At 73.5% G+C, this 17,275-nt stretch carries 17 protein-coding genes; 9 read left to right on the forward strand and 8 right to left on the reverse strand.

What is annotated here, in order from left to right; all coding sequences use genetic code 11:
• Positions 1-117 precede the first annotated feature (117 nt).
• Positions 118-1,113, reverse strand: a complete 996-nt coding sequence (locus tag OG447_RS26780) for an NAD(P)/FAD-dependent oxidoreductase (RefSeq protein ID WP_266939886.1) — start codon at positions 1,111-1,113, stop codon at positions 118-120.
• Between the two features lie 66 nt (positions 1,114-1,179).
• Between OG447_RS26780 and OG447_RS26785 the strand changes: the two genes are divergently transcribed.
• Together OG447_RS26785 and OG447_RS26790 are read left to right on the forward strand one after the other, a co-directional pair.
• Complete coding sequence (locus OG447_RS26785) at positions 1,180-1,794, forward strand: helix-turn-helix domain-containing protein (RefSeq protein ID WP_266939887.1); 615 nt, start codon at positions 1,180-1,182, stop codon at positions 1,792-1,794.
• Entirely contained in the window at positions 1,791-2,288 is a 498-nt protein-coding gene (locus OG447_RS26790) for an NUDIX hydrolase (RefSeq protein WP_266939888.1), read from the forward strand. The genes OG447_RS26785 and OG447_RS26790 overlap by 4 nt, the downstream gene beginning before the upstream one ends.
• A gap of 127 nt (positions 2,289-2,415) precedes the next feature.
• On the opposite strand, the gene OG447_RS26795 is transcribed toward OG447_RS26790, so the two are convergent.
• The 4 genes from OG447_RS26795 to OG447_RS26810 all read right to left on the reverse strand — a co-directional run bounded on the left by OG447_RS26795 (position 2,416) and on the right by OG447_RS26810 (position 7,834).
• On the reverse strand, positions 2,416-3,078 hold the full coding sequence (locus tag OG447_RS26795) for a GPP34 family phosphoprotein (RefSeq protein ID WP_266939889.1): 663 nt from the start codon (positions 3,076-3,078) through the stop codon (positions 2,416-2,418).
• Positions 3,079-3,196: 118 nt separating this feature from the next.
• Positions 3,197-5,293: an MDR family MFS transporter gene (locus OG447_RS26800; RefSeq protein ID WP_266939890.1), complete on the reverse strand. Its 2,097-nt coding sequence runs from the start codon at positions 5,291-5,293 to the stop codon at positions 3,197-3,199.
• Between the two features lie 98 nt (positions 5,294-5,391).
• On the reverse strand, positions 5,392-6,747 hold the full coding sequence (locus OG447_RS26805) for a 6-phospho-beta-glucosidase (protein ID WP_266939891.1): 1,356 nt from the start codon (positions 6,745-6,747) through the stop codon (positions 5,392-5,394).
• A 100-nt stretch (positions 6,748-6,847) separates the two neighbouring features.
• Positions 6,848-7,834 (reverse strand): helix-turn-helix domain-containing protein, encoded by a 987-nt coding sequence (locus OG447_RS26810; protein WP_266939892.1) that lies wholly within the window; start codon positions 7,832-7,834, stop codon positions 6,848-6,850.
• A gap of 217 nt (positions 7,835-8,051) precedes the next feature.
• Between OG447_RS26810 and OG447_RS26815 the strand changes: the two genes are divergently transcribed.
• The 3 genes from OG447_RS26815 to OG447_RS26825 all read left to right on the forward strand — a co-directional run bounded on the left by OG447_RS26815 (position 8,052) and on the right by OG447_RS26825 (position 10,523).
• Positions 8,052-8,720: a helix-turn-helix transcriptional regulator gene (locus OG447_RS26815; protein WP_266939893.1), complete on the forward strand. Its 669-nt coding sequence runs from the start codon at positions 8,052-8,054 to the stop codon at positions 8,718-8,720.
• Between the two features lie 64 nt (positions 8,721-8,784).
• Positions 8,785-9,342 (forward strand): toxin-antitoxin system, toxin component, encoded by a 558-nt coding sequence (locus OG447_RS26820; protein ID WP_266939894.1) that lies wholly within the window; start codon positions 8,785-8,787, stop codon positions 9,340-9,342.
• A complete protein-coding gene (locus tag OG447_RS26825; protein WP_266939895.1) occupies positions 9,339-10,523 on the forward strand; it encodes an MAB_1171c family putative transporter in 1,185 nt (394 codons plus the stop codon). Before OG447_RS26820 ends, OG447_RS26825 begins: the two co-directional genes overlap by 4 nt.
• A gap of 25 nt (positions 10,524-10,548) precedes the next feature.
• On the opposite strand, the gene OG447_RS26830 is transcribed toward OG447_RS26825, so the two are convergent.
• Positions 10,549-11,325 (reverse strand): DUF4239 domain-containing protein, encoded by a 777-nt coding sequence (locus OG447_RS26830; protein ID WP_266939896.1) that lies wholly within the window; start codon positions 11,323-11,325, stop codon positions 10,549-10,551.
• 49 nt (positions 11,326-11,374) lie between these two features.
• Positions 11,375-11,965 (reverse strand): hypothetical protein, encoded by a 591-nt coding sequence (locus tag OG447_RS26835; protein WP_266939897.1) that lies wholly within the window; start codon positions 11,963-11,965, stop codon positions 11,375-11,377.
• A 141-nt stretch (positions 11,966-12,106) separates the two neighbouring features.
• On the opposite strand from OG447_RS26835, the gene OG447_RS26840 reads away from it, so the two are divergent.
• On the forward strand, positions 12,107-13,276 hold the full coding sequence (locus tag OG447_RS26840; RefSeq protein ID WP_266939898.1) for a cytochrome P450: 1,170 nt from the start codon (positions 12,107-12,109) through the stop codon (positions 13,274-13,276).
• Between the two features lie 10 nt (positions 13,277-13,286).
• On the opposite strand, the gene OG447_RS26845 is transcribed toward OG447_RS26840, so the two are convergent.
• Positions 13,287-13,706: a DoxX family membrane protein gene (locus OG447_RS26845; RefSeq protein WP_266939899.1), complete on the reverse strand. Its 420-nt coding sequence runs from the start codon at positions 13,704-13,706 to the stop codon at positions 13,287-13,289.
• Between the two features lie 189 nt (positions 13,707-13,895).
• Between OG447_RS26845 and OG447_RS26850 the strand changes: the two genes are divergently transcribed.
• Genes OG447_RS26850 through OG447_RS26860 form a run of 3 tightly spaced genes read left to right on the forward strand, consistent with a single transcriptional unit; the run spans position 13,896 to position 17,272 of the window.
• On the forward strand, positions 13,896-15,269 hold the full coding sequence (locus tag OG447_RS26850; RefSeq protein ID WP_266939900.1) for a M20/M25/M40 family metallo-hydrolase: 1,374 nt from the start codon (positions 13,896-13,898) through the stop codon (positions 15,267-15,269).
• 39 nt (positions 15,270-15,308) lie between these two features.
• Positions 15,309-16,619, forward strand: a complete 1,311-nt coding sequence (locus tag OG447_RS26855; protein WP_266939901.1) for a sensor histidine kinase — start codon at positions 15,309-15,311, stop codon at positions 16,617-16,619.
• Positions 16,607-17,272, forward strand: coding sequence for a response regulator transcription factor (locus OG447_RS26860; protein WP_266939902.1), 666 nt, complete (start codon positions 16,607-16,609; stop codon positions 17,270-17,272). The genes OG447_RS26855 and OG447_RS26860 overlap by 13 nt, the downstream gene beginning before the upstream one ends.
• Positions 17,273-17,275: the final 3 nt, after the last annotated feature.

Consider the following 17,275-nt stretch of genomic DNA (forward strand, 5'->3'; position numbering starts at 1 on the left):
CCCCCTGAGCCGTTGAACCGCCGAACCGTACGACGATCAGACCGCCCAGAGCCTGCGCGGAGGGAGCCGGGCCGAAACCCGCACAGTTGTCCGGGACCGTACCCGGGCACCTTCCGGTCAGCCCCGCCCCGGGCCGCCACCCGTACCGGCGCGGTGGGCCTCCACCGCCCGCCGCGTCTGCTCCTCGATCAGGTCGGTGTTGATCGCGACGGCCGCCCGCACTCCCTGGGCGGCGGAGCCCGCGATCTGCTCCATCGGCGCGGTCACGTTGCCCGCGGCCCAGACCCCGGCCAGGGCGGTGGCCCCGGTCGCCGGGTCGGAGTCGACGCAGGTGCCGATCACGTGGCCGTCCCGCTCGATACCGACGGTCGGCAGGCCCAGGCCGGTCAGCACACCCGAGCGGGCCCTGAACCGCGGGGCCACCACCAGCGCCCGGCAGGCCACGGAGGTCCCGCCGGCCAGCGTCACCCCCGTCAGCCGGTCCTCGCTGACGGCCAGGCCGGTCGCCTCGCCCTCGACGACCTCCACGCCCAGGGCGGCCAGCAGCTCCCGGTCCTGCGCGGTGAGCCCCCAGGTGTGCGCCAGCAGGGTGACGTGCTCGCTCCACTGCCGCCAGAGCTGGGCCTGGTGCACGGATACGGGGCCGGTGGCCAGCACGGCGAGCGGCTGGTCCCGGACCTCCCAGCCGTGGCAGTACGGGCAGTGCAGCACGTCCCGCCCCCAGCGCTCCCGAAGCCCCGGCAGCCCGGGGAGCTCGTCCAGCAGGCCGGTGGCGACCAGCAGCCTGCGGGCCCGGACGGTGGAGCCGTCCCCGCAGCGGACCAGGAAACCGCCCTCGGGCAGCGGGTCGGCGGCAACGGCCGTGCCCGGCCGGATCTCGCCGCCGTAGCCGGCCACCTCCGCCCGGCCCGCGGCCAGCAGTTCGGCCGGGCCCTGCCCGTCGTGGCCGAGGTAGCCGTGCAGGTGCGCGGCGGGGGCGTTGCGCGGGGTGCCCGAGTCGAGGACCAGCACCGAACGCCGGGCCCGGACCAGGGTCAGCGCCCCGGCCAGCCCGGCGGCACCGCCGCCCACCACCACCACGTCGAACCGGTTGTCCGTCTCGTTGTCGTCCATGCCGGCGAGGGTCCGCCCACGGGGGCTGCCTTGACAAATCGTCTTGCCGAAGCAGCAAATGGAGTCATGGGCGCCGAGGAGCAGGACGAAGAACTCGCGGGTGTGCTCACCGCCGTCGGCCCGCGGCTGCGCGCGCTGCGCCGACAGCGCGGCACGACGCTGGCGCAGCTCAGCGAGTCCACCGGGATCTCGCTCTCCACCCTGTCCCGGCTGGAGTCCGGGCAGCGCCGCCCGACGCTGGAGCTGCTGCTCCCGCTGGCCCGGGCGCACCGGGTGGCCCTGGACGAGCTGGTCGGGGCGCCGGAGACCGGGGACCCGCGCATCCGTCCGCGCCCCTTCGTCCGGCACGGCTCCACCTACGTGCCGCTGACCCGCAATCCCGGCGGCGGGGTGAGCGCCTTCAAGCTGATCCTCCCGCCGCACGAGGGGCCGGCGCCCGAGCTCCGCGTCCACGAGGGCTACGAGTGGCTGTACGTGCTCTCCGGACGGGTCCGGCTGCTGCTGGGCCGGCACGACCTCGTCCTCGGCCCCGGCGAGGCGGCCGAGTTCGACACGCACACCCCGCACGCCTTCTTCAACCCGGGTCCGCAGCCCGCGGAGTTCCTCAGCCTGTTCGGTCCGCAGGGCGAGCGGATCCATGTCAGGGCCCGGCCCAGCACTCCACCGGAAGGACGACCATGACCAGCACAGACCAGCGCCCCGAGCGTCCGGAACGCCCCGAGCGGGCCGTCCCTCAGCCCAATGCCGTCGTCGGCGTGGGGCTGATCGTGGTGGGCCCGGACGGCCGGGTGCTGCTCGGCCAGGCGCACGACGGCCGGTGGGAGCTGCCGGGCGGCAAGGTCGACCCCGGGGAGGGCTTCGAGCAGGCCGCCGCGCGGGAGCTCGCCGAGGAGACGGACCTGCGCGTGGCCCCCGAGGGGGTCCGGGTGCTGTCCGTCCAGATCGATGCGAAGTCCGCTACGACCCGGCTGACGGCGGCCGCCGTCACCACCACCGCACAGGGCGTTCCCACCGTCACCGAGCCGCACAAGATCACCCAATGGCAGTGGTTCGCCCCGGACGAGATCCCGGCCGCCCTCTACGCCCCCTCGGCGAGCGTCCTGCACGCGTGGCGCCCGGACCTCACGGCGCTGCCGCAGGTGCCCTCGTACGCCTACCCGACCGCGACCACCTGAGGCCCGGCCCAGCCCCCCGCCGGCCCAGCCCCCGCCGGCCCAGCCCCAGCACCGGCGCACCGACCCGACCGCGGCCACCGGCACACCTCGGCCCAACCCGGCCCAGCCGGACCCAACCCAGCCGGAGCTAGCCCGCCGCCGCGGCCACCGTCACCAGCGTGACGGCCGCCATCGCCGCCTGCATGTCACGGATGGCGGCCCGCACGCCCTCGGCCGCCCACTGGCCGGCGGATATCTCGGCCGTGCGCGCGGTGACCTGCCTGCGCGGCTGGTCGGGAAAGGCCAGGCGGTGCAGTTTCGCCGAGTGGATGAGGGCGATCAGGCCGGCCGTACGCTCGTCCGGCTCGGCGCCCTCGAGGACTACGGCTCTGAGCCGTTCGCGCAGCTGCCGCTCGACCGCGCCGTCGGCCTCCGGGTAGAGACGCACCGGGAACACGCCGAGGACCTTGCTCTCCCGAGCCGTGACCACGCCCCGCTCGCGCAGGCTCTCCAGCGTGGCTCCGACCGCCTTGGTGTGGTCCTTCGTCAGCCAGTCCGTCACCCGGCGCTTGCTGCGCCCCCGCAGCCACGACCCGATCAGCAGGATCCGGCTGTCGAGCAGCTGTTCCCCGGTCGGCGTGGCGTCCGTCAGCTCCAGGTACTTGCCCTTCACCGACACCCGCTCCGCCAGGACGAGTTCGAGCAGGATCCCGCCCGCCGCCGCCCAACCCGCCGCCTGCCGCTGCTTGGCCGACCCGGACTCGTCGTCCAGGGACAGCAGCATGATCTCCTCTGCCAGCGTGATCCCCATGAGCGGTACCCCCCGTTGCTCGCGTGCCTCGGAGGAAGGAACGCCCGGCGCCCGCCGATGGTTCCACCACCGACGCCGCCGACACCGCCGACACCGCCGCCGACGCCGCCTACACCAGCTACACCGGCTGCGACGGCCTCGGCGCGAAGTGCCCCTCCCTCAGGTCCTCGGCCAGCAGCCGCTTCGCGATCGCGTCCGCCGCCACCCGCAGTTCGGCGCTCCGCGGCCGCCCCCGGTCCTTCTCCAGCTCGCCCCCGAGCCAGGCCGCCCAGGCCGCCGAGATGACGTCGGCCTCCCGCTGGCCGCCCGGGGTGAGGGTGAAGAAGCTGCCCTCGTGGGTGAGGTAGCCCTCCTCGACCATCCGGTCGAAGGCGGGCAGCAGCACCTCCGGCGGCAGGTGCCGGCGTCCGGCGATCAGCCCCAGGCTGGCGTGGCCCACGGTCCGGGTCATCAGCTCCACCTGCATCACGGTCCACGCGCCCGCCATGTCCAGCCGGGTGTCGGACCCTTCGACGATCGCGCGGGCGTCCTGCGGCTGCATGTTCCGCACGAGTTTGCCGACCGCCAGTTCCAGCAGCTTGGCCGAGGACCCCGAGGCCGTGGCCGGTGAGGCGAAGCCGTCGCCCATGTCCGTGGAGCCCGCCCGGGCGCTGTCGCGCAGCTTGACCTGCTTGAGGAAGAGCGCGACCACGAAGCCGAACACCGCCACCGGTACCGTCCACAGGAACACCGTCTGCAGCGCCTCCGCATACGCCGCGATCACTGGGGCGGCCGCCTCCGGTTCCAGCCCGTGCACCCCCTCCGGGCTCTGCGCGGCCGCGCCCAGCTGCGCCGGATCGGCTCCGGTGGTCCGGGCCGCCTCGGCCACCGCCGTCTCCAGGCCGGGCCCCAGGCTGTTGGCGTAGATGGTCCCGAAGACGGCGGTTCCGAAGGCGCTGCCGAGCGTACGGAAGAAGGTGACGCCGGAGGTGGCCGTGCCCAGGTCGGCGTAGTCCACGGTGTTCTGCACGGCGATGGTCAGCACCTGCATGCACAGGCCGATACCGGTGCCCAGCACGAACATGTACAGGGATTCCAGCCAGGTGCTGGTCCCCGGCCCCATCAGCGACAGCAGGTACAGTCCGACGCCCATCACCGCGCAGCCCACGATGGGGAAGATCCGGTAACGGCCCGTCTTGCTGGTGACGTTGCCGCTGAAGACGGAGGCGATCAGCAGGCCGATGACCATCGGCAGGGTCCGCACGCCCGAGACGGTGGCCGAGTCCCCGTCCACGTACTGCAGGTAGGTCGGCAGGAAGGTCATCGCGCCGAGCATCGCGAAGCCGACGACGAAGCTCAGGACGGAGCAGACCGAGAAGACCGGATTGCGGAACAGCCGCATCGGGAGCATCGGTTCGGCTGCCCGGACCTCGGCGAGGCAGAACAGCGCCAGGGCCAGCACCCCGCCCGCGAACAGGCCGATGATCACAGCTGAGTTCCAGGCGTACTCGTTGCCGCCCCAGCTCGTGGCCAGGATCAGGGCGCTCGCGCCGACCGCCACCAGCGCGATGCCCAGGTAGTCGATCACGGTCTTGCCTGGGGCGCGCACGGCGGGGATGGTCCTTGCGGCCGCGATCACCACCAGGATGGCGATGGGCACGTTGACGTAGAAGCACCAGCGCCAGCTCAGGGAGTCGGTGAACAGCCCGCCCAGCAGCGGTCCGATGACGGTGGCGACGCCGAAGACGGCTCCGATCGCGCCCTGGTACTTGCCGCGTTCGCGCAGCGGCACCACATCGGCGATCAGCGCCATCGCGGTGACCATCAGGCCGCCCGCGCCGATGCCCTGGACGCCCCGCCACAGGATCAGGAGGGTCATGTTGCTGGCGAAACCGCACAGGAACGAGCCGCTGATGAAGATGATCGCCGAAATCTGGAAGATCAGTTTCCGGCCGAATACGTCACCGAACTTGCCGACCAGCACCGTCGAGACGGTCTCCGCGAGCAGGTAGGACGTCACCACCCACGACATGTGGTCGCCGCCGCCGAGGTCCGCCACGATCGTGGGCAGGGCGGTGCCCACGATGGTCTGGTCGAGGGCGGCCAGGAGCACGCCCAGCATGATCGTTCCGAAGATCACATTGCGCCGCCGCCGGTCGAGCACGGGCGGCGCCGGGGCCGTGGCGGGGGCAGTGGTCACATCTCGCACTCTCACAGCGCCCCCGCCCCGCCGCATGCGCACTGGGCCGTACGAGGTACCCGTAGGGGGGCCCGTACGGGGGCCCTACGCGAGGCCCGCACGGGGGACCGGGCCGCAGCGGCCCGGGCGGGGGATCAGCGCAGGTGGGCCAGGCCCGGATGGGCCGCCGCGTAGCCGTCCAGCAGCCTGCGCGCCACACCCACCGAGTCCACCAGCGGATGCAGCGCGAAGGCCTTCACGGCGTCCGCCCGGGAACCGCTCGCCGCGGCCGCCAGGACCTCCCGTTCGACCGCCTTGACCGCCGTGACCAGCCCCACGGCGTGCAGCGGCAGCGGGGCGACGGCCACCGGATGGGCGCCGTTCGCGTCGACCAGGCAGGGCACCTCGATGACGGCCTCGTCGTCGAGCACGGACAGCGTGGAGCGGTTGCGGACGTTCAGGATCAGCGTGGCCCGCTCGTCGCGGGCGATGGCCCGCATCAGTGCCAGCGCGACCTTCTCGTAGCCCCCGGACTCCAGGTCGCTCTCGTCGCGGTCGCCGGCCCCCGCCGCCTCGCGGTTCTCGGCCATGTACGTGGCCTCGCGCTCGGCCCTGGTCCGGTCCCAGGCGGCGAGCGCCTCCCCGGGCGGCAGCCCGGCCCGGCCGGCCTCGGCGTAGAAGCCGCGCTGCTGGTCGCGCAGGAAGGCGCCGCGGGTCTGCTCGGCCTCCTGGTAGGCCCGTACGGTGTCACGGTTGAAGTAGTAGTAGTGCAGGTACTCGTTCGGGATCGCGCCCAGCGAGCGCAGCCACTGCGCGCCGAAGAGCCTGCCCTCCTCGAAGGACTCCAGGGCCTCGGTGTCGGCCAGCAGCCGGGGCAGTTCGTCGCGGCCGCCGATGCGCAGCCCGCGCACCCAGCCCAGGTGGTTGAGGCCGACGTAGTCGATCCAGGCCTCCTGCGGCCGGGCGCCCAGCAGCCGGGCGATGCGCCGGCCCAGCCCCACGGGCGAGTCGCAGATGCCGATGACCCGGTGCCCGAGCTCCTCGGCCATCGCCTCGGTGACCAGTCCGGCCGGGTTGGTGAAGTTGATGACCCAGGCCTCGGGGGCGGTCCGGGCGATCCGCCGGGCGATCTCGCGGACCACCGGCACGGTCCGCAGTCCGTACGCGATCCCGCCCGCGCCCACCGTCTCCTGGCCCAGCACTCCCTGGGCGAGGGCGATCCGCTCGTCGGCGGCGCGGCCCTCCAGGCCGCCGACGCGGATGGCGGAGAAGACGAAGTCGGCCCCGCGCAGGGCCTCGTCGAGGTCGGTGGTGGCCGTCACGGCCGGGGCGTCCGGCACGCCGGCGGCGGCCGCCTGGCCGGCGAGCACCCGGGCCATGGCCCCGAGCCGCGCGGAATCCTCGTCGTAGAGCGTCACATGGGACACCCGGCCCTCGGCATGGTCGCCGAGGAGCGCTCCGTAGACGAGCGGTACCCGGAATCCGCCCCCGCCGAGGATCGTCAGCCGCACGCCCCTACCGCCCTTCGCCCGTCACCGCACCGCGCCGGTGCCACGATCCGTGGCATCCCCGCCGCGCAGCGGCGGCGGGGCACCAGTGTCCCCCGGGAGGTCACTCCCCCAGCGGCGGCACGGCGCGCAGGCGGGTCACCTGCTGGTGCGGGATCCCGGGGCCGCGGACCGGGCCGGGCCGTGCGCCCTGCGGTGCGGAGAGGATCAGGGTGATCCGGGTCAGCCCCATCTCGCCCAGCATCCGGCTGCTTTCGGCCACCATCCGGCAGCGCACCAGCCCCCAGCCCGGTTCGGGGTGGCGCACGGTGCGCACCGCCCCGTCCAGCTCGGCGGCTTCGGCCCCGTGGGTGCTCAGCCAGTGCGGCACCCCGTACCGGTAGGCCGCCTCCATGAACGGGTCGCGGGCGACCTCCTGGCGGATGCTGCGCAGCCCCTCGTCCTCGGGGGCTCCCGCCAGCGCGTTCGCGAACTGGGCCAGCAGCGGCACGCACCAGGCGGGTTCGTGGTCCTCCAGCACCGCCGCGGCGTCCGGGTGGAACAGCACGAAGCGCAGGAAGTTGTCGTCCGGCAGGGCCGTGGGATGCGGCCGTACGGACTGGAAGAGCTGGTCGAAGGCCGAGTTGGTCAGCGCTACGTCCCAGCGGTGGTCCACCAGGAAGCTCGGGTACGGCACGGCCTCCATGAGCGCCGCGTAGTCGCACAGGTAGTCGCGCTGGGCCGGGTCCTCGGGCAGCCTGCTGTCCTCGGAGGCCCGCCAGGTGAGCGGCGGGTCGCGGTCCACCATGACGCGGAAGAGCCAGAAGCACTGCCGTTCGCTCATCTCCAAGGCCTCGGCCAGGGCGAGCAGTTTGCGGTCAGTCCACTCCTTGACCAGGCCCCGTTCCCAGTTCCCGTACGCACGGACGCTGATGCGCAGCCGTGCGGCGAGGTCTTCCTGGCTCAGGCCCAGTTCTTCGCGGCGCTGGCGCAAAATCTCCTTGCGTCGCTCCGACCGCACGGCGCCGCGTGCCGACTCATCGCCCGCCAGGCGCTCCTCGCCGGCTCGGGCGAGGCCATCGGACGGGCCCACCGCTGCGAGATGTGGCACCGAGAGCTCCCCCTCCTCACGGTCTGGATCTTCATTGCCTGTGGCGATCCTGCTACCGACTTCATTCGAGTGTCAACTATTGTGGCAATTCCAGCCTTGCGACAGCTCATTCCCGCCACAGCTGTGGCAAGTTCTGGTCCTCCGGAGGCGGAGCGGATAGATTCCAGGGGCCGACCACGTGCCCGAACCGACCTCGCGCGATCTAGGAGAACCACTGGTGACAGACGGCTTCCCGGCTCCCGTCGCGGTGGCCAACGCACCCCTGGCAGCCACCGTCACGCGGGTAGCCGAACTTGCGGGCAAGATGGGCCGCGAGCTGAACCAGGTCTTCGACCTGCGCCGGCTCTCGGAGGCCTCCGGCGTCCCCACGGACGTGGTCAGGACCCTGCTGGAAGGACGGCCGGCCGGCGAACCCGATCTGCAGGCCCGCTTCCTCCAGCGCCTCGACCTGCTCCGGCGCACCCGCGTCAAACCCAACGGGCGCCGGTACACGCAGCAGGAGATCGCCGACGGCGCCGGTATGTCGCGCCAGCAGGCCGGGGCCCTGATCAACGGCGACCGCCGGCCCACGATGGAACACTGCGACGCGATCCAGCGCTTCTTCGGCGTCCACGCGGGCTTCCTCACCGCCCACGACGCCGACGCGCTGACCGACGCGCTGCAACGGACCGAGCAACAGCTGCTTCAGGACTTCGCGGGCCGCGCGCGGGAAACCGTACCGGCCGCGGCCGCTTCGGCGGGCGATCCGCTGGCAAGACTCCTCCAGAACCACGGTGTGCGGGGTATCGCCTGGCGCGCCGCCCAACTGCCCAGCGACAAGCACCGGGACAAGGTGACCGAATGGCTGGACATGCTCCTCGAAAGCGTCAAACCGAACGAATCCTGACCCAGTCGAAAGTCTGGGTCTGATCCTTGAGTCCTGATCCGGATCCGCGCCGACGGGGAGAACGGTGAGCATAGGCAGAGAGCAGCGGCGGTTGTGCGGGGAGCTGGTGGCCGGCATCCGGCTGACCGCGCCCGTGGAACCCGTGGACCTCTACGCCGCCCTCTGCGAGGGCATGAGCAGACACCGTGGCCGCCGGGTGGACTTCCGGATGGCCTCGTTCCCGCCGGGGACGGCCAGCGGCCTGTGGCTCGACATGGCGGACCGCGATCTGGTGGTCATCGAGGAACGCACGGCTCCGGACCACCAGCTGGTGATCCTCGGGCACGAGCTGTGGCACATGAAGGCCGGCCACTGCAGCCACCACGTCGACGGCGCGGCCGTTGCCGCGCGGCTCCTGACGGACGAGGCGGACATCGGCGAGACCGTCCGGCGCGTCGCCGCGCGCACGCGCGCCGACGTCCAGGAGGAGACGGAGGCCGAGACCTTCGGCTTACTGCTGGGCAGCAGATGCAGGACATGGCTGGCCGGATCGGCGAGCCACCGGGCTCCGGCCCAGCGTGACCAGTTGGCGGGCCGGATCGAGGCCTCGCTCGGATACCGGGGGCACAGGAACGACCGTTGAACGGTGAGGACTACTACATACCGGCAGCCGCGATGGCGATCTCACTCGCCTTCAAGCTGCCCGCCCTGCGGCACAACTGGCGCGACCCGCTGCTGCGGTCGGTCTGCGCCCTGCTGACCCTGGCGGGAGCGGTGTTCGCCTTCGCCGCCCCGCCCACCATCGAGGCCGTCAACCGCTGGACCGGGATCGTCAACGTCTCGGCCCCGCTCGTGTACTGCCTGATCACCGCGTTCAGCGCCTCCTGCCTGGTCCTGATGGTCAACTGGCGGGGCGGGCCCCCCGAACAGACCAGACGCGTCTCGCGGCGCTGGATCCTGGGCTACAGCGTCGTGATCGTGACCCTGATCGTGCTGTTCGCCCTCGGTGACACCCCCGTCGAGCGGCTGCGCGACTTCGACACCTTCTACGCGAACACGCCCTACATCGGCCAGATGATCGCCCTCTACCTGCTGGCGCACCACGTGGCCGCCGTGGTGATGGTGGTCCTGTGCTGGCGCTGGTCCCTCCAGGTGCGCGGCTGGCTGCGGGTCGGCCTGATGATCATCGTGTCCGGCTACGTCTTCAACCTCACCTACGACGCCACCAAGATCTCCGCAGTCGTCGCCCGCTGGCTGGGGCACGACCTGGACGGGCTGAGCACCTACGTCGCCCCGCCACTCGCCGCCCTGGGCGCGCTGATCAGCGCCATGGGCTTTGTGGTCCCGCTCGTCTGCCAGCGGCTCGCGGACAGCTGGCACACCTGGAAGACCTACCGCCGGCTCGGCGCGCTCTGGCACGAGGTACAGATCTCCGCGCCCAGCGGGACCCCGTCCGTGCAGATGTCCTGGTGGTCCGCCGCCGAGCTGCGGGTGATCCAGCGCGAGTCGGACATCCACGACGGATTCCTGCACCTCGGGCCCTACTTCGACACGCGCCACCGCGACGGCGCCTACGAGCGCGCCGTCGCGGCGGGGGCCGACGAGGAGACCGCCCGCGCGGTCGCCGACGCCGCCATGGTCGCGGCCGCCGTCCAGGCCCGCTCCGCGGACCCCGAGGGCAAGGTCATCGTGGCCAGTGAGGAGACCGTGCTCGACACCGCAGACGGGCCCCGCGACCTGCTGAAGATCTCCCACGCCCTGCGGCACTCGCCGGTGGTCGAGGCGGTCCGGCGCCAGACGGCGCTGTCGGGCAGCGGCCTGTAGGCGGACGCCTCCGGCCGGAGCGGGATCAGCGTGCGGCGGCCACCGCCACGGTCGGGAACAGGTCCTGGAAGGGTGCGGCCGAATCGATCCCGTCCCGTCCGTAGGGCGCGTCGAAACTCCACACCATGAACAGCAGGAACACGATCAGCGCACTGAACAGCCCGGCCAGCAGCAGCTCCCGCCCGGAGCGGCGGATCTGCAGGGTGAAGATCAGCCCGACCGTGACCACCCCGCCGACCAGCAGCCCGAACCAGACCACGCTCGGGAGCGTCGACTCCGAGCTCTGCGTGCGCGAGTGGCGGGCGTCGTCGGCGGTGGCGATGTGGTCCAGCAGCGGCTGGTAGGCCTGCGCCTGGAGCTCGGTGGCCGGGCTCTGGTGGGTGACGTCGCTGCGCAGCTTGCCGAGCAGCTGTCCGCCCTCGGGCGAAGCGGTCTCGCCGGAGGTCAGCAGGGGCCAGTCCACGGCGACGGTGTGGGAGACGTACGCGCCCACCTCGCCGCGGATCCGGTCGCGGACGGCGGCCGGGTAGACGTCGGCGCGCTGCGTGACCTCGTACAGCGCCTGCGCCTCGCGGCGCACGCTGTCCTCGGCGGCGCCGCGCGCCTCCCAGACCCCCGCGATCGCCAGGCCGAGCACGATCGCGTAGACCACGCCCACCATCATCGTCATGTACTCGATGACGTCGGGGGTCTCGCTGGTGTCCTCGTCATCGGCGGCCCGGCGGTGCCGGATCGTGGTGATGGTGAGGACGACGGCGCAGACGAGCGCCATGGCGATGGCCAGGACCAGCCATTCGGACACGTGGATTCTCCCGGTGTGGATCGGTGATCGGTGGTGGGCTGCGCCGAGGTCAGCCGCGGCTCTTGGAGCGCGGCCGCAGCGCGGCGGCCGCGAGGACCGCCGGGGTGGTGACGACCACCATGAGCATCATGGTGGACAGGCCGTCGGGACCCCGCCGCTCCAGGGCGGCCGAGCGGTACGGGCGCACGTGGAAGGCGCTCACGCGCGCGACGGCGGACCTGGGCCGGGGCGGGTCGGAGGTGTCGGCCGGGGCCCGCGCGGGCTCGGCCTCGGCCGCGGGAGCCGGAGCCGGAGCGGGCTCCGGCGGTTTCGGGTCGTCCGCCGTCGGCCCGGCCGCGGGCTCCACGGCCGGGCCCGGCCCGGCCGGCCGCCCGGGGGCCTCGGCCGGGCGGGGGGCCGACCCCGGGTGGTGGGCCGACCCCGGGTGGTGCACGGTCGGCCGCCCGGGCCCGGGCACGACGGCCGGCAGCGAGGGCCGCACGGGCAGGCGTACGGCGGGCGGCCGCGGCTGCCCGGCCGGAACGCACACGTCGATCCGGGCTCCGCGTCCGTTGCCGTCGCCCGCGACCGCCACGTGGCCGTGCAGCGGGCAGAGCGCCGCCACCAGGCCCGCTCCGGCGAAGTACTGCCAAGCGACCACCGCGCGTCCTCCCGATTCCGCAACAGTTGTAGGGGTTACGGCTGAAAAAACGATCACGGCCCGGCTTCGATACGCGGCAGACAGGTCAAGATCCCTGCCGGAGGGGTCACTTCAAGCCATCGGCGGCAGTAGCCTGCGCCGATGGACGAGTGGGAACGTTGGGAACGGCGGGTCCAGACGGCCGCGCACCCCGTGGCGTACCGGCTGCTGAGCGCGGCCCGGGCCCGCGGCCCCGTGGTGCGGGTGCCCCGGGTCGGGGTGGTCGTCGCCGACGCGCACCTCGCCCGTGAGGTGCTGACCGACCCCGAGCGCTACACCAAGACCGGGCCGGGCGCGGCGGGCGGCCTGTGGACGGCGGTGCTCGGCCCGCGGGTGCTGATCAACATGGAGGGCCCCGAGCACGCGGCGCTGCGCCGCCGGCTCGGCGGGCTGTTCACGCCGGGCCATGTGGCGACCGTCTGCGAACGGGTGCTGCGCGCCCCGCTGGCCGGCCTGGAGCGGCGGCTCGGCGCCGGCGAGGAGGTGGACCTCGTACGGGTCGTCCGCGAGGGCGCCACCGGAGTGATCCGGGAACTGGTGGGCCTTCCCGACTCCGCGGCCGATTTCGCCGGGGCCGCGGCCGTGCTGTCGACGGTCCGGCTCTGGCGCACCTCGCTGACCGGGCGTCAGGCCGACCGTGCCCGGGTGGCCTTGGCGCGGCTGAGCGAGGCGGCCGTGGCCGCGTACCGGGCCGGTGACGAGTCCACCGTGCCGGGGCGGCTGCGCGCGCTCGGGCTGGACGAGGCCGAGGCGCGGGGCGCGGTCGGGGTGTTCCTGCTGACCGGGACCGAGACGCTGGTCTCGTTCATACCCCGGCTGGTCGCGCTGGCCCACGACACCGGCCGGGGGCCCGACCGGATCACCGACGCGCTGATCGAGGAGGCCCTGCGGGTCACCTCCCCCACGCCCGTGATGCTGCGCAGCGCGGCCCGGGCGGGGCGGATCGGGGGCGTCCGGGTGGAGGCCGGGGAGCGCGTGGTCATCGCCACCCTGCTGTGCACGCGGGCGTACGGGCCCTTCGCGCCGGACCGGAGCCCCGGGGGCGCCCCGGCGGGCTGCCCCCGCGAGGGTGCGCCGGACCCGGCGGAGCTGCGGAGGCTGTGGTTCGGCGCCGGGCCGCACTTCTGCCTGGGGATGCCGCTGGCCATGGCCGAGATCCGGGCGGTCGCCGGGGCCCTGCGGGGCTTCCCGGGACTGCGCGTCGTCGGGCGGCGCCCGGCCCGGGGGGTGCTGATCCCGGCCTACGCGAGCTTGTCGCTGCGCGCGGGATGACGGGGAGGGCTCAGCTGACGGAGAGGGCCGGACCCGTGATCATGAGGCCGAGGTCGTGCCCGGCGTAGGCGAAGAACGCGAAGATCACCAGGGCCGCGCCGCCGAGCGCCGTGTCCTTGAAGAACTGCGTCTGCTCCATCATCCGGGCCTGCGGGTCGCTCTCCTTCCAGAAGGCGTGCATCAGCAGGGCCGCCGAGAAGGAGAAGGCCGCCAGCGCGAGCGCGCCCAGGTCGGCCCAGATCCCGAGGCCCACGCTCACCGCGCCGGCCAGCATGACCAGACCGCTGACGAGGGTGGCGGGTACGGCCATCGGCACCCCGCGGGAGGCGGTGTACCCCGCCATCTCCCGGGTCTTGGTCAGGTGCGCGACCCCGGAGGCGGTGAAGAGGGCGATGAAGAGCAAGCGGCCGATCAGCACGAGGACATCCATCCTGACCTCCCTGGAGATCACACGCGGAGCCTTATATTACTTATGCCCGCTTTACTATGATCCACTCGTTCGGCCCAGTCCGCCACGGCGCCGGCCCCTCCCCCACCCGATGATCGGAGCATCACCCGGCAGGGATCAGCGGGTCAGCGGGGTCAGTAGGGACCAACGGGGTCAGAGAGACGGTGGCCGATGGAACCGGACAGCCCGAGCAGCCTGGAATCCCGGGCCGACGCCCTGATGGAGGGACTGTGGGCGGATCTGGAGCGGCTGGCGGCCATCCCCTCGGTCGCCTTCCCCGGCTACCCGCCCGAACCCGTCCAGCAGGCCCACGACCTGATCGTCTCCCTGCTGCGCGAGGCCGGGGTGCCCACGATCGAGCGGATCGACCTGCCCGGCACCGCCCCGGTGATCTACGGCGAGATCCCGCCGCCCGAGCCGGACGCCCCCACGGTCCTGCTGTACGGGCACTACGACGTCCAGCCCGCGGGCGACGAATCCCTCTGGTACTCCCCGCCCTTCGAGCCGACCCCCGTCCCCGGAGGCCTGCGGGCCCGCGGGATAGCCGACGACAAGTCGAACGTGATCGCCCACCTCGGCCTGCTGCGGCTCTACGGTGGCCGCCCGCCGGTCGGGATCAAGCTGGTGATCGAGGGGCAGGAGGAGTACGGCAGCCCCTTCGGCGAGCATCCGCCCACCGACCCCGGGCGCTTCGCCTGCGACGCCGTGGTCATCGCCGACCTCGGCAACCTCCGGCCGGGCACTCCCACGCTGACCACCGGCGTGCGCGGAGCCTGCGAGGTGACGGTGGAGGTGCGCACCCTCGCCGAACCGCGCCACAGCGGCGAATTCGGCGGCGCCGCCCCCGACGCCCTGCTGGTCCTGCTGCGGGCCCTGGCCACCCTGCACGACGCGCGGGGCGACGTGGCCGTGCCGGGGCTGCGGCGCGAACCGTGGGACGGGACCACCTTCACGGACGAGGAGTTCCGCGACCTGGCCTCCGTCGTGGAGGGCCTCCCGCTCATCGGCACCGGCTCCCTCGGCGAACGCCTCTGGAGCGGTCCGGCCGTCACCGTCATCGGCCTGGACGCACCCGCCGTCGACCACGCAGCCTCGGCGGTGGTCCCGTACGCCCGGGCCAGACTGAACCTGCGCTTCCACCCGCTCCAGGACCCGCTGGAGGCCCGCGCCGCCCTGGTGGAGCACCTGCGCGCGCAGCGCCCCTTCGGTGTCCCGCTCACCGTCACCCCCGGCGACACCGGGCCCGGCTTCGAAGCCCGCACGGGCGGACCGGCGTACCGCGCGGCGCTCACCGCGCTCAAGGAGGCCTGGGGCACGGAGGCCTCGTACGTCGCGACGGGCGGCTCGATCCCGCTGGTGAACGGCCTCGCCAGGGCCGCCCCCGAGGCGGAGGTCCTGCTGTTCGGCGCCCAGGACAGCATGTGCAACCTGCACGCCCCCAACGAGCGGTTGCTGCTGTCCGAGCTGCGCAACACGGTGGTGGCGATGGCCGCCTTCGTACGGGAGTACGCGGCGGACTACCGCTCGGCCCGCGCCGCGATGTGACGCTCCGGCACCTTTCCCGGCGTCACCTAGAGTTGGAGCATGTCCGACTCCGCGCCCCTCCCCGAGCCGGGCCGTGAACCACCCGTCGCCGTCTGGGCGGTGCTGCGGCGGCCCCTGGGCTTCCTCGGCTCCTGGTGGCCGTGGCGGTGCTGGGCGTACCTCGGCAGCGGGTTCCTCGTCGGCTACCCCGCCCTGATCGCCCTGGCCCTGCTCCTCGGCCTCGGGGTGCTGCTGGCGGTGGCCGGGATCGGGCTGCTGCTCCTGCTCTGCGCCGTCGCGGGCGCGGTGCCCCTGGCCGCCCTGGAGCGGCGGCGGCTGCGGTGGGTGGAGCCCGCGCGGGTGCCGGACCCGCACGCCTCGCTGGCCGGCGCGGGGGCCGCCGCATGGCTGCGGACCCGGCTGCGGGAGCGGGCCACCTGGCGGGAGCTCGGCTACGCCGCCCTGCTGGGGCCGGTCTTCGGGGCGGCCGGGCTCGGGGTCGTCGCACTGCTGGCCTTCTCCCTGATCCTCGTCGCCACCCCGGTCATCGCCTGGGCCATCGCCCCGGACACGATGATGCTGATCCCCGGCCGACCGCTCTCCGGCCCGCTGGAGGCGCTGGGCGGCACCGCCGCGGGACTGCTCTCGCTGGTGGTGGCGGCGTACGCGGGGGCCCTGCTCGCCGGGGCACAGGTGAAGACCGCCCGGCTCCTGCTCGGACCACGCGAGGAGGACGACCGGGTCCTGGAGCTCACCCGCTCCCGGGTCCGCCTCGTCGACGCCTTCGAAGCCGAACGGCGGCGCATCGAACGGGACCTGCACGACGGCGCGCAGCAGCAGCTGGTCGCGCTCAGCATGACCCTGGGGCTCGCCGAACTGGAACTGCGCAGGGTCCCGCAGGCCGCCGACGCCACCGCGCTGGTGAGCCGGGGCCGCGGCGAGGCCAGGGTCGCCCTGGAGCAGCTACGGGACCTCGTACGCGGCATCCACCCGCAGGTCCTCACCGACCACGGGCTGGCGGCGGCCGTGGCCGAGGTGGCCCTGCGCCATCCCGTACCGGTGTCCGTGGACCTCGACGTGCCCCGGCTCCCCGAATCCGTGGAGGTCACGGCGTACTTCACCGTCACCGAGGCACTGGCCAACGCGGCCAAGCACAGCGGCGCCTCGCACGTCGCCGTCGTCGGCAGGGTCGAGGGCGGCCGGCTCACCCTCTCCGTCACCGACGACGGCCGCGGCGGGGCCGATCCCGGCGCGGGAGCGGGACTGACGGGACTGGCGGACAGGGTGGCGATGCTGAAGGGCAGACTGGTGGTCTCCAGTCCGGCCGGCGGACCGACCGAACTCAGGGCGGAGGTCCCGTGCTCCGGCTGATCCTCGCGGAGGACTCCGTACTGCTGCGCGCCGGGCTGACGGAACTGCTCACGCGCGGCGGCCACGAGGTCCTGGCGGCCGTCGGCGACGCCGAGGAGCTGGTGCGGGCGGTGGAGGCCGAACGGCCGGACGCCGTCGTCACCGATGTCCGGATGCCGCCGGGCCTGCGCGACGAGGGTCTGCGGGCCGCACTCGAACTGCGTTCCCGGGACGCCTCGTTGCCCGTGCTCGTCCTCTCGCAGTACGTGGCCACCGCGTACGCGACCCAGCTGCTCACCGGGGCTTCGGCGGCCGGGCTGGGCTATCTGCTCAAGGACCGGGTCGGCGAGGTGGCCGAGTTCCTCGACGCCCTGGAACGGGTCGCCGCCGGCCAGACGGTGATCGACCCCGAGGTGGTGCGGGTCCTGCTCAGCCGCCGGAGCACCGACCAGCCCCTCGCCCGGCTCACCCCGCGCGAGCGGGAGGTGCTGGCGCTGATGGCCGAGGGGCTCAACAACCAGGCCCTGGCGGGCCGGCTCTTCATCACCGAGGCCGCCGTCGTCAAGCACGCGTCCAGCATCTTCACGAAGCTCGACCTGGACTCCACGCAGGGCAACCGCCGCGTCCTCGCGGTCCTCGCCCACCTGTCGGGGCAGCGGGCCGACACCCCCTGACGG

This window comes from Streptomyces sp. NBC_01408 (assembly GCF_026340255.1).
Lineage (GTDB): Bacteria > Actinomycetota > Actinomycetes > Streptomycetales > Streptomycetaceae > Streptomyces.

Excerpts from the sequence above, each read along its gene's own strand:
- OG447_RS26780 (WP_266939886.1), bottom strand. The coding sequence starts at position 1,113 with ATGGACGACAACGAGACGGACAACCGGTTCGACGTGGTGGTGGTGGGC.
- OG447_RS26785 (WP_266939887.1), top strand. The coding sequence starts at position 1,180 with ATGGGCGCCGAGGAGCAGGACGAAGAACTCGCGGGTGTGCTCACCGCC.
- OG447_RS26790 (WP_266939888.1), top strand. The coding sequence starts at position 1,791 with ATGACCAGCACAGACCAGCGCCCCGAGCGTCCGGAACGCCCCGAGCGG.
- OG447_RS26795 (WP_266939889.1), bottom strand. The coding sequence starts at position 3,078 with ATGGGGATCACGCTGGCAGAGGAGATCATGCTGCTGTCCCTGGACGAC.
- OG447_RS26800 (WP_266939890.1), bottom strand. The coding sequence starts at position 5,293 with ATGCGGCGGGGCGGGGGCGCTGTGAGAGTGCGAGATGTGACCACTGCC.
- OG447_RS26840 (WP_266939898.1), top strand. The coding sequence starts at position 12,107 with ATGGACGAGTGGGAACGTTGGGAACGGCGGGTCCAGACGGCCGCGCAC.
- OG447_RS26845 (WP_266939899.1), bottom strand. The coding sequence starts at position 13,706 with ATGGATGTCCTCGTGCTGATCGGCCGCTTGCTCTTCATCGCCCTCTTC.
- OG447_RS26850 (WP_266939900.1), top strand. The coding sequence starts at position 13,896 with ATGGAACCGGACAGCCCGAGCAGCCTGGAATCCCGGGCCGACGCCCTG.
- OG447_RS26855 (WP_266939901.1), top strand. The coding sequence starts at position 15,309 with ATGTCCGACTCCGCGCCCCTCCCCGAGCCGGGCCGTGAACCACCCGTC.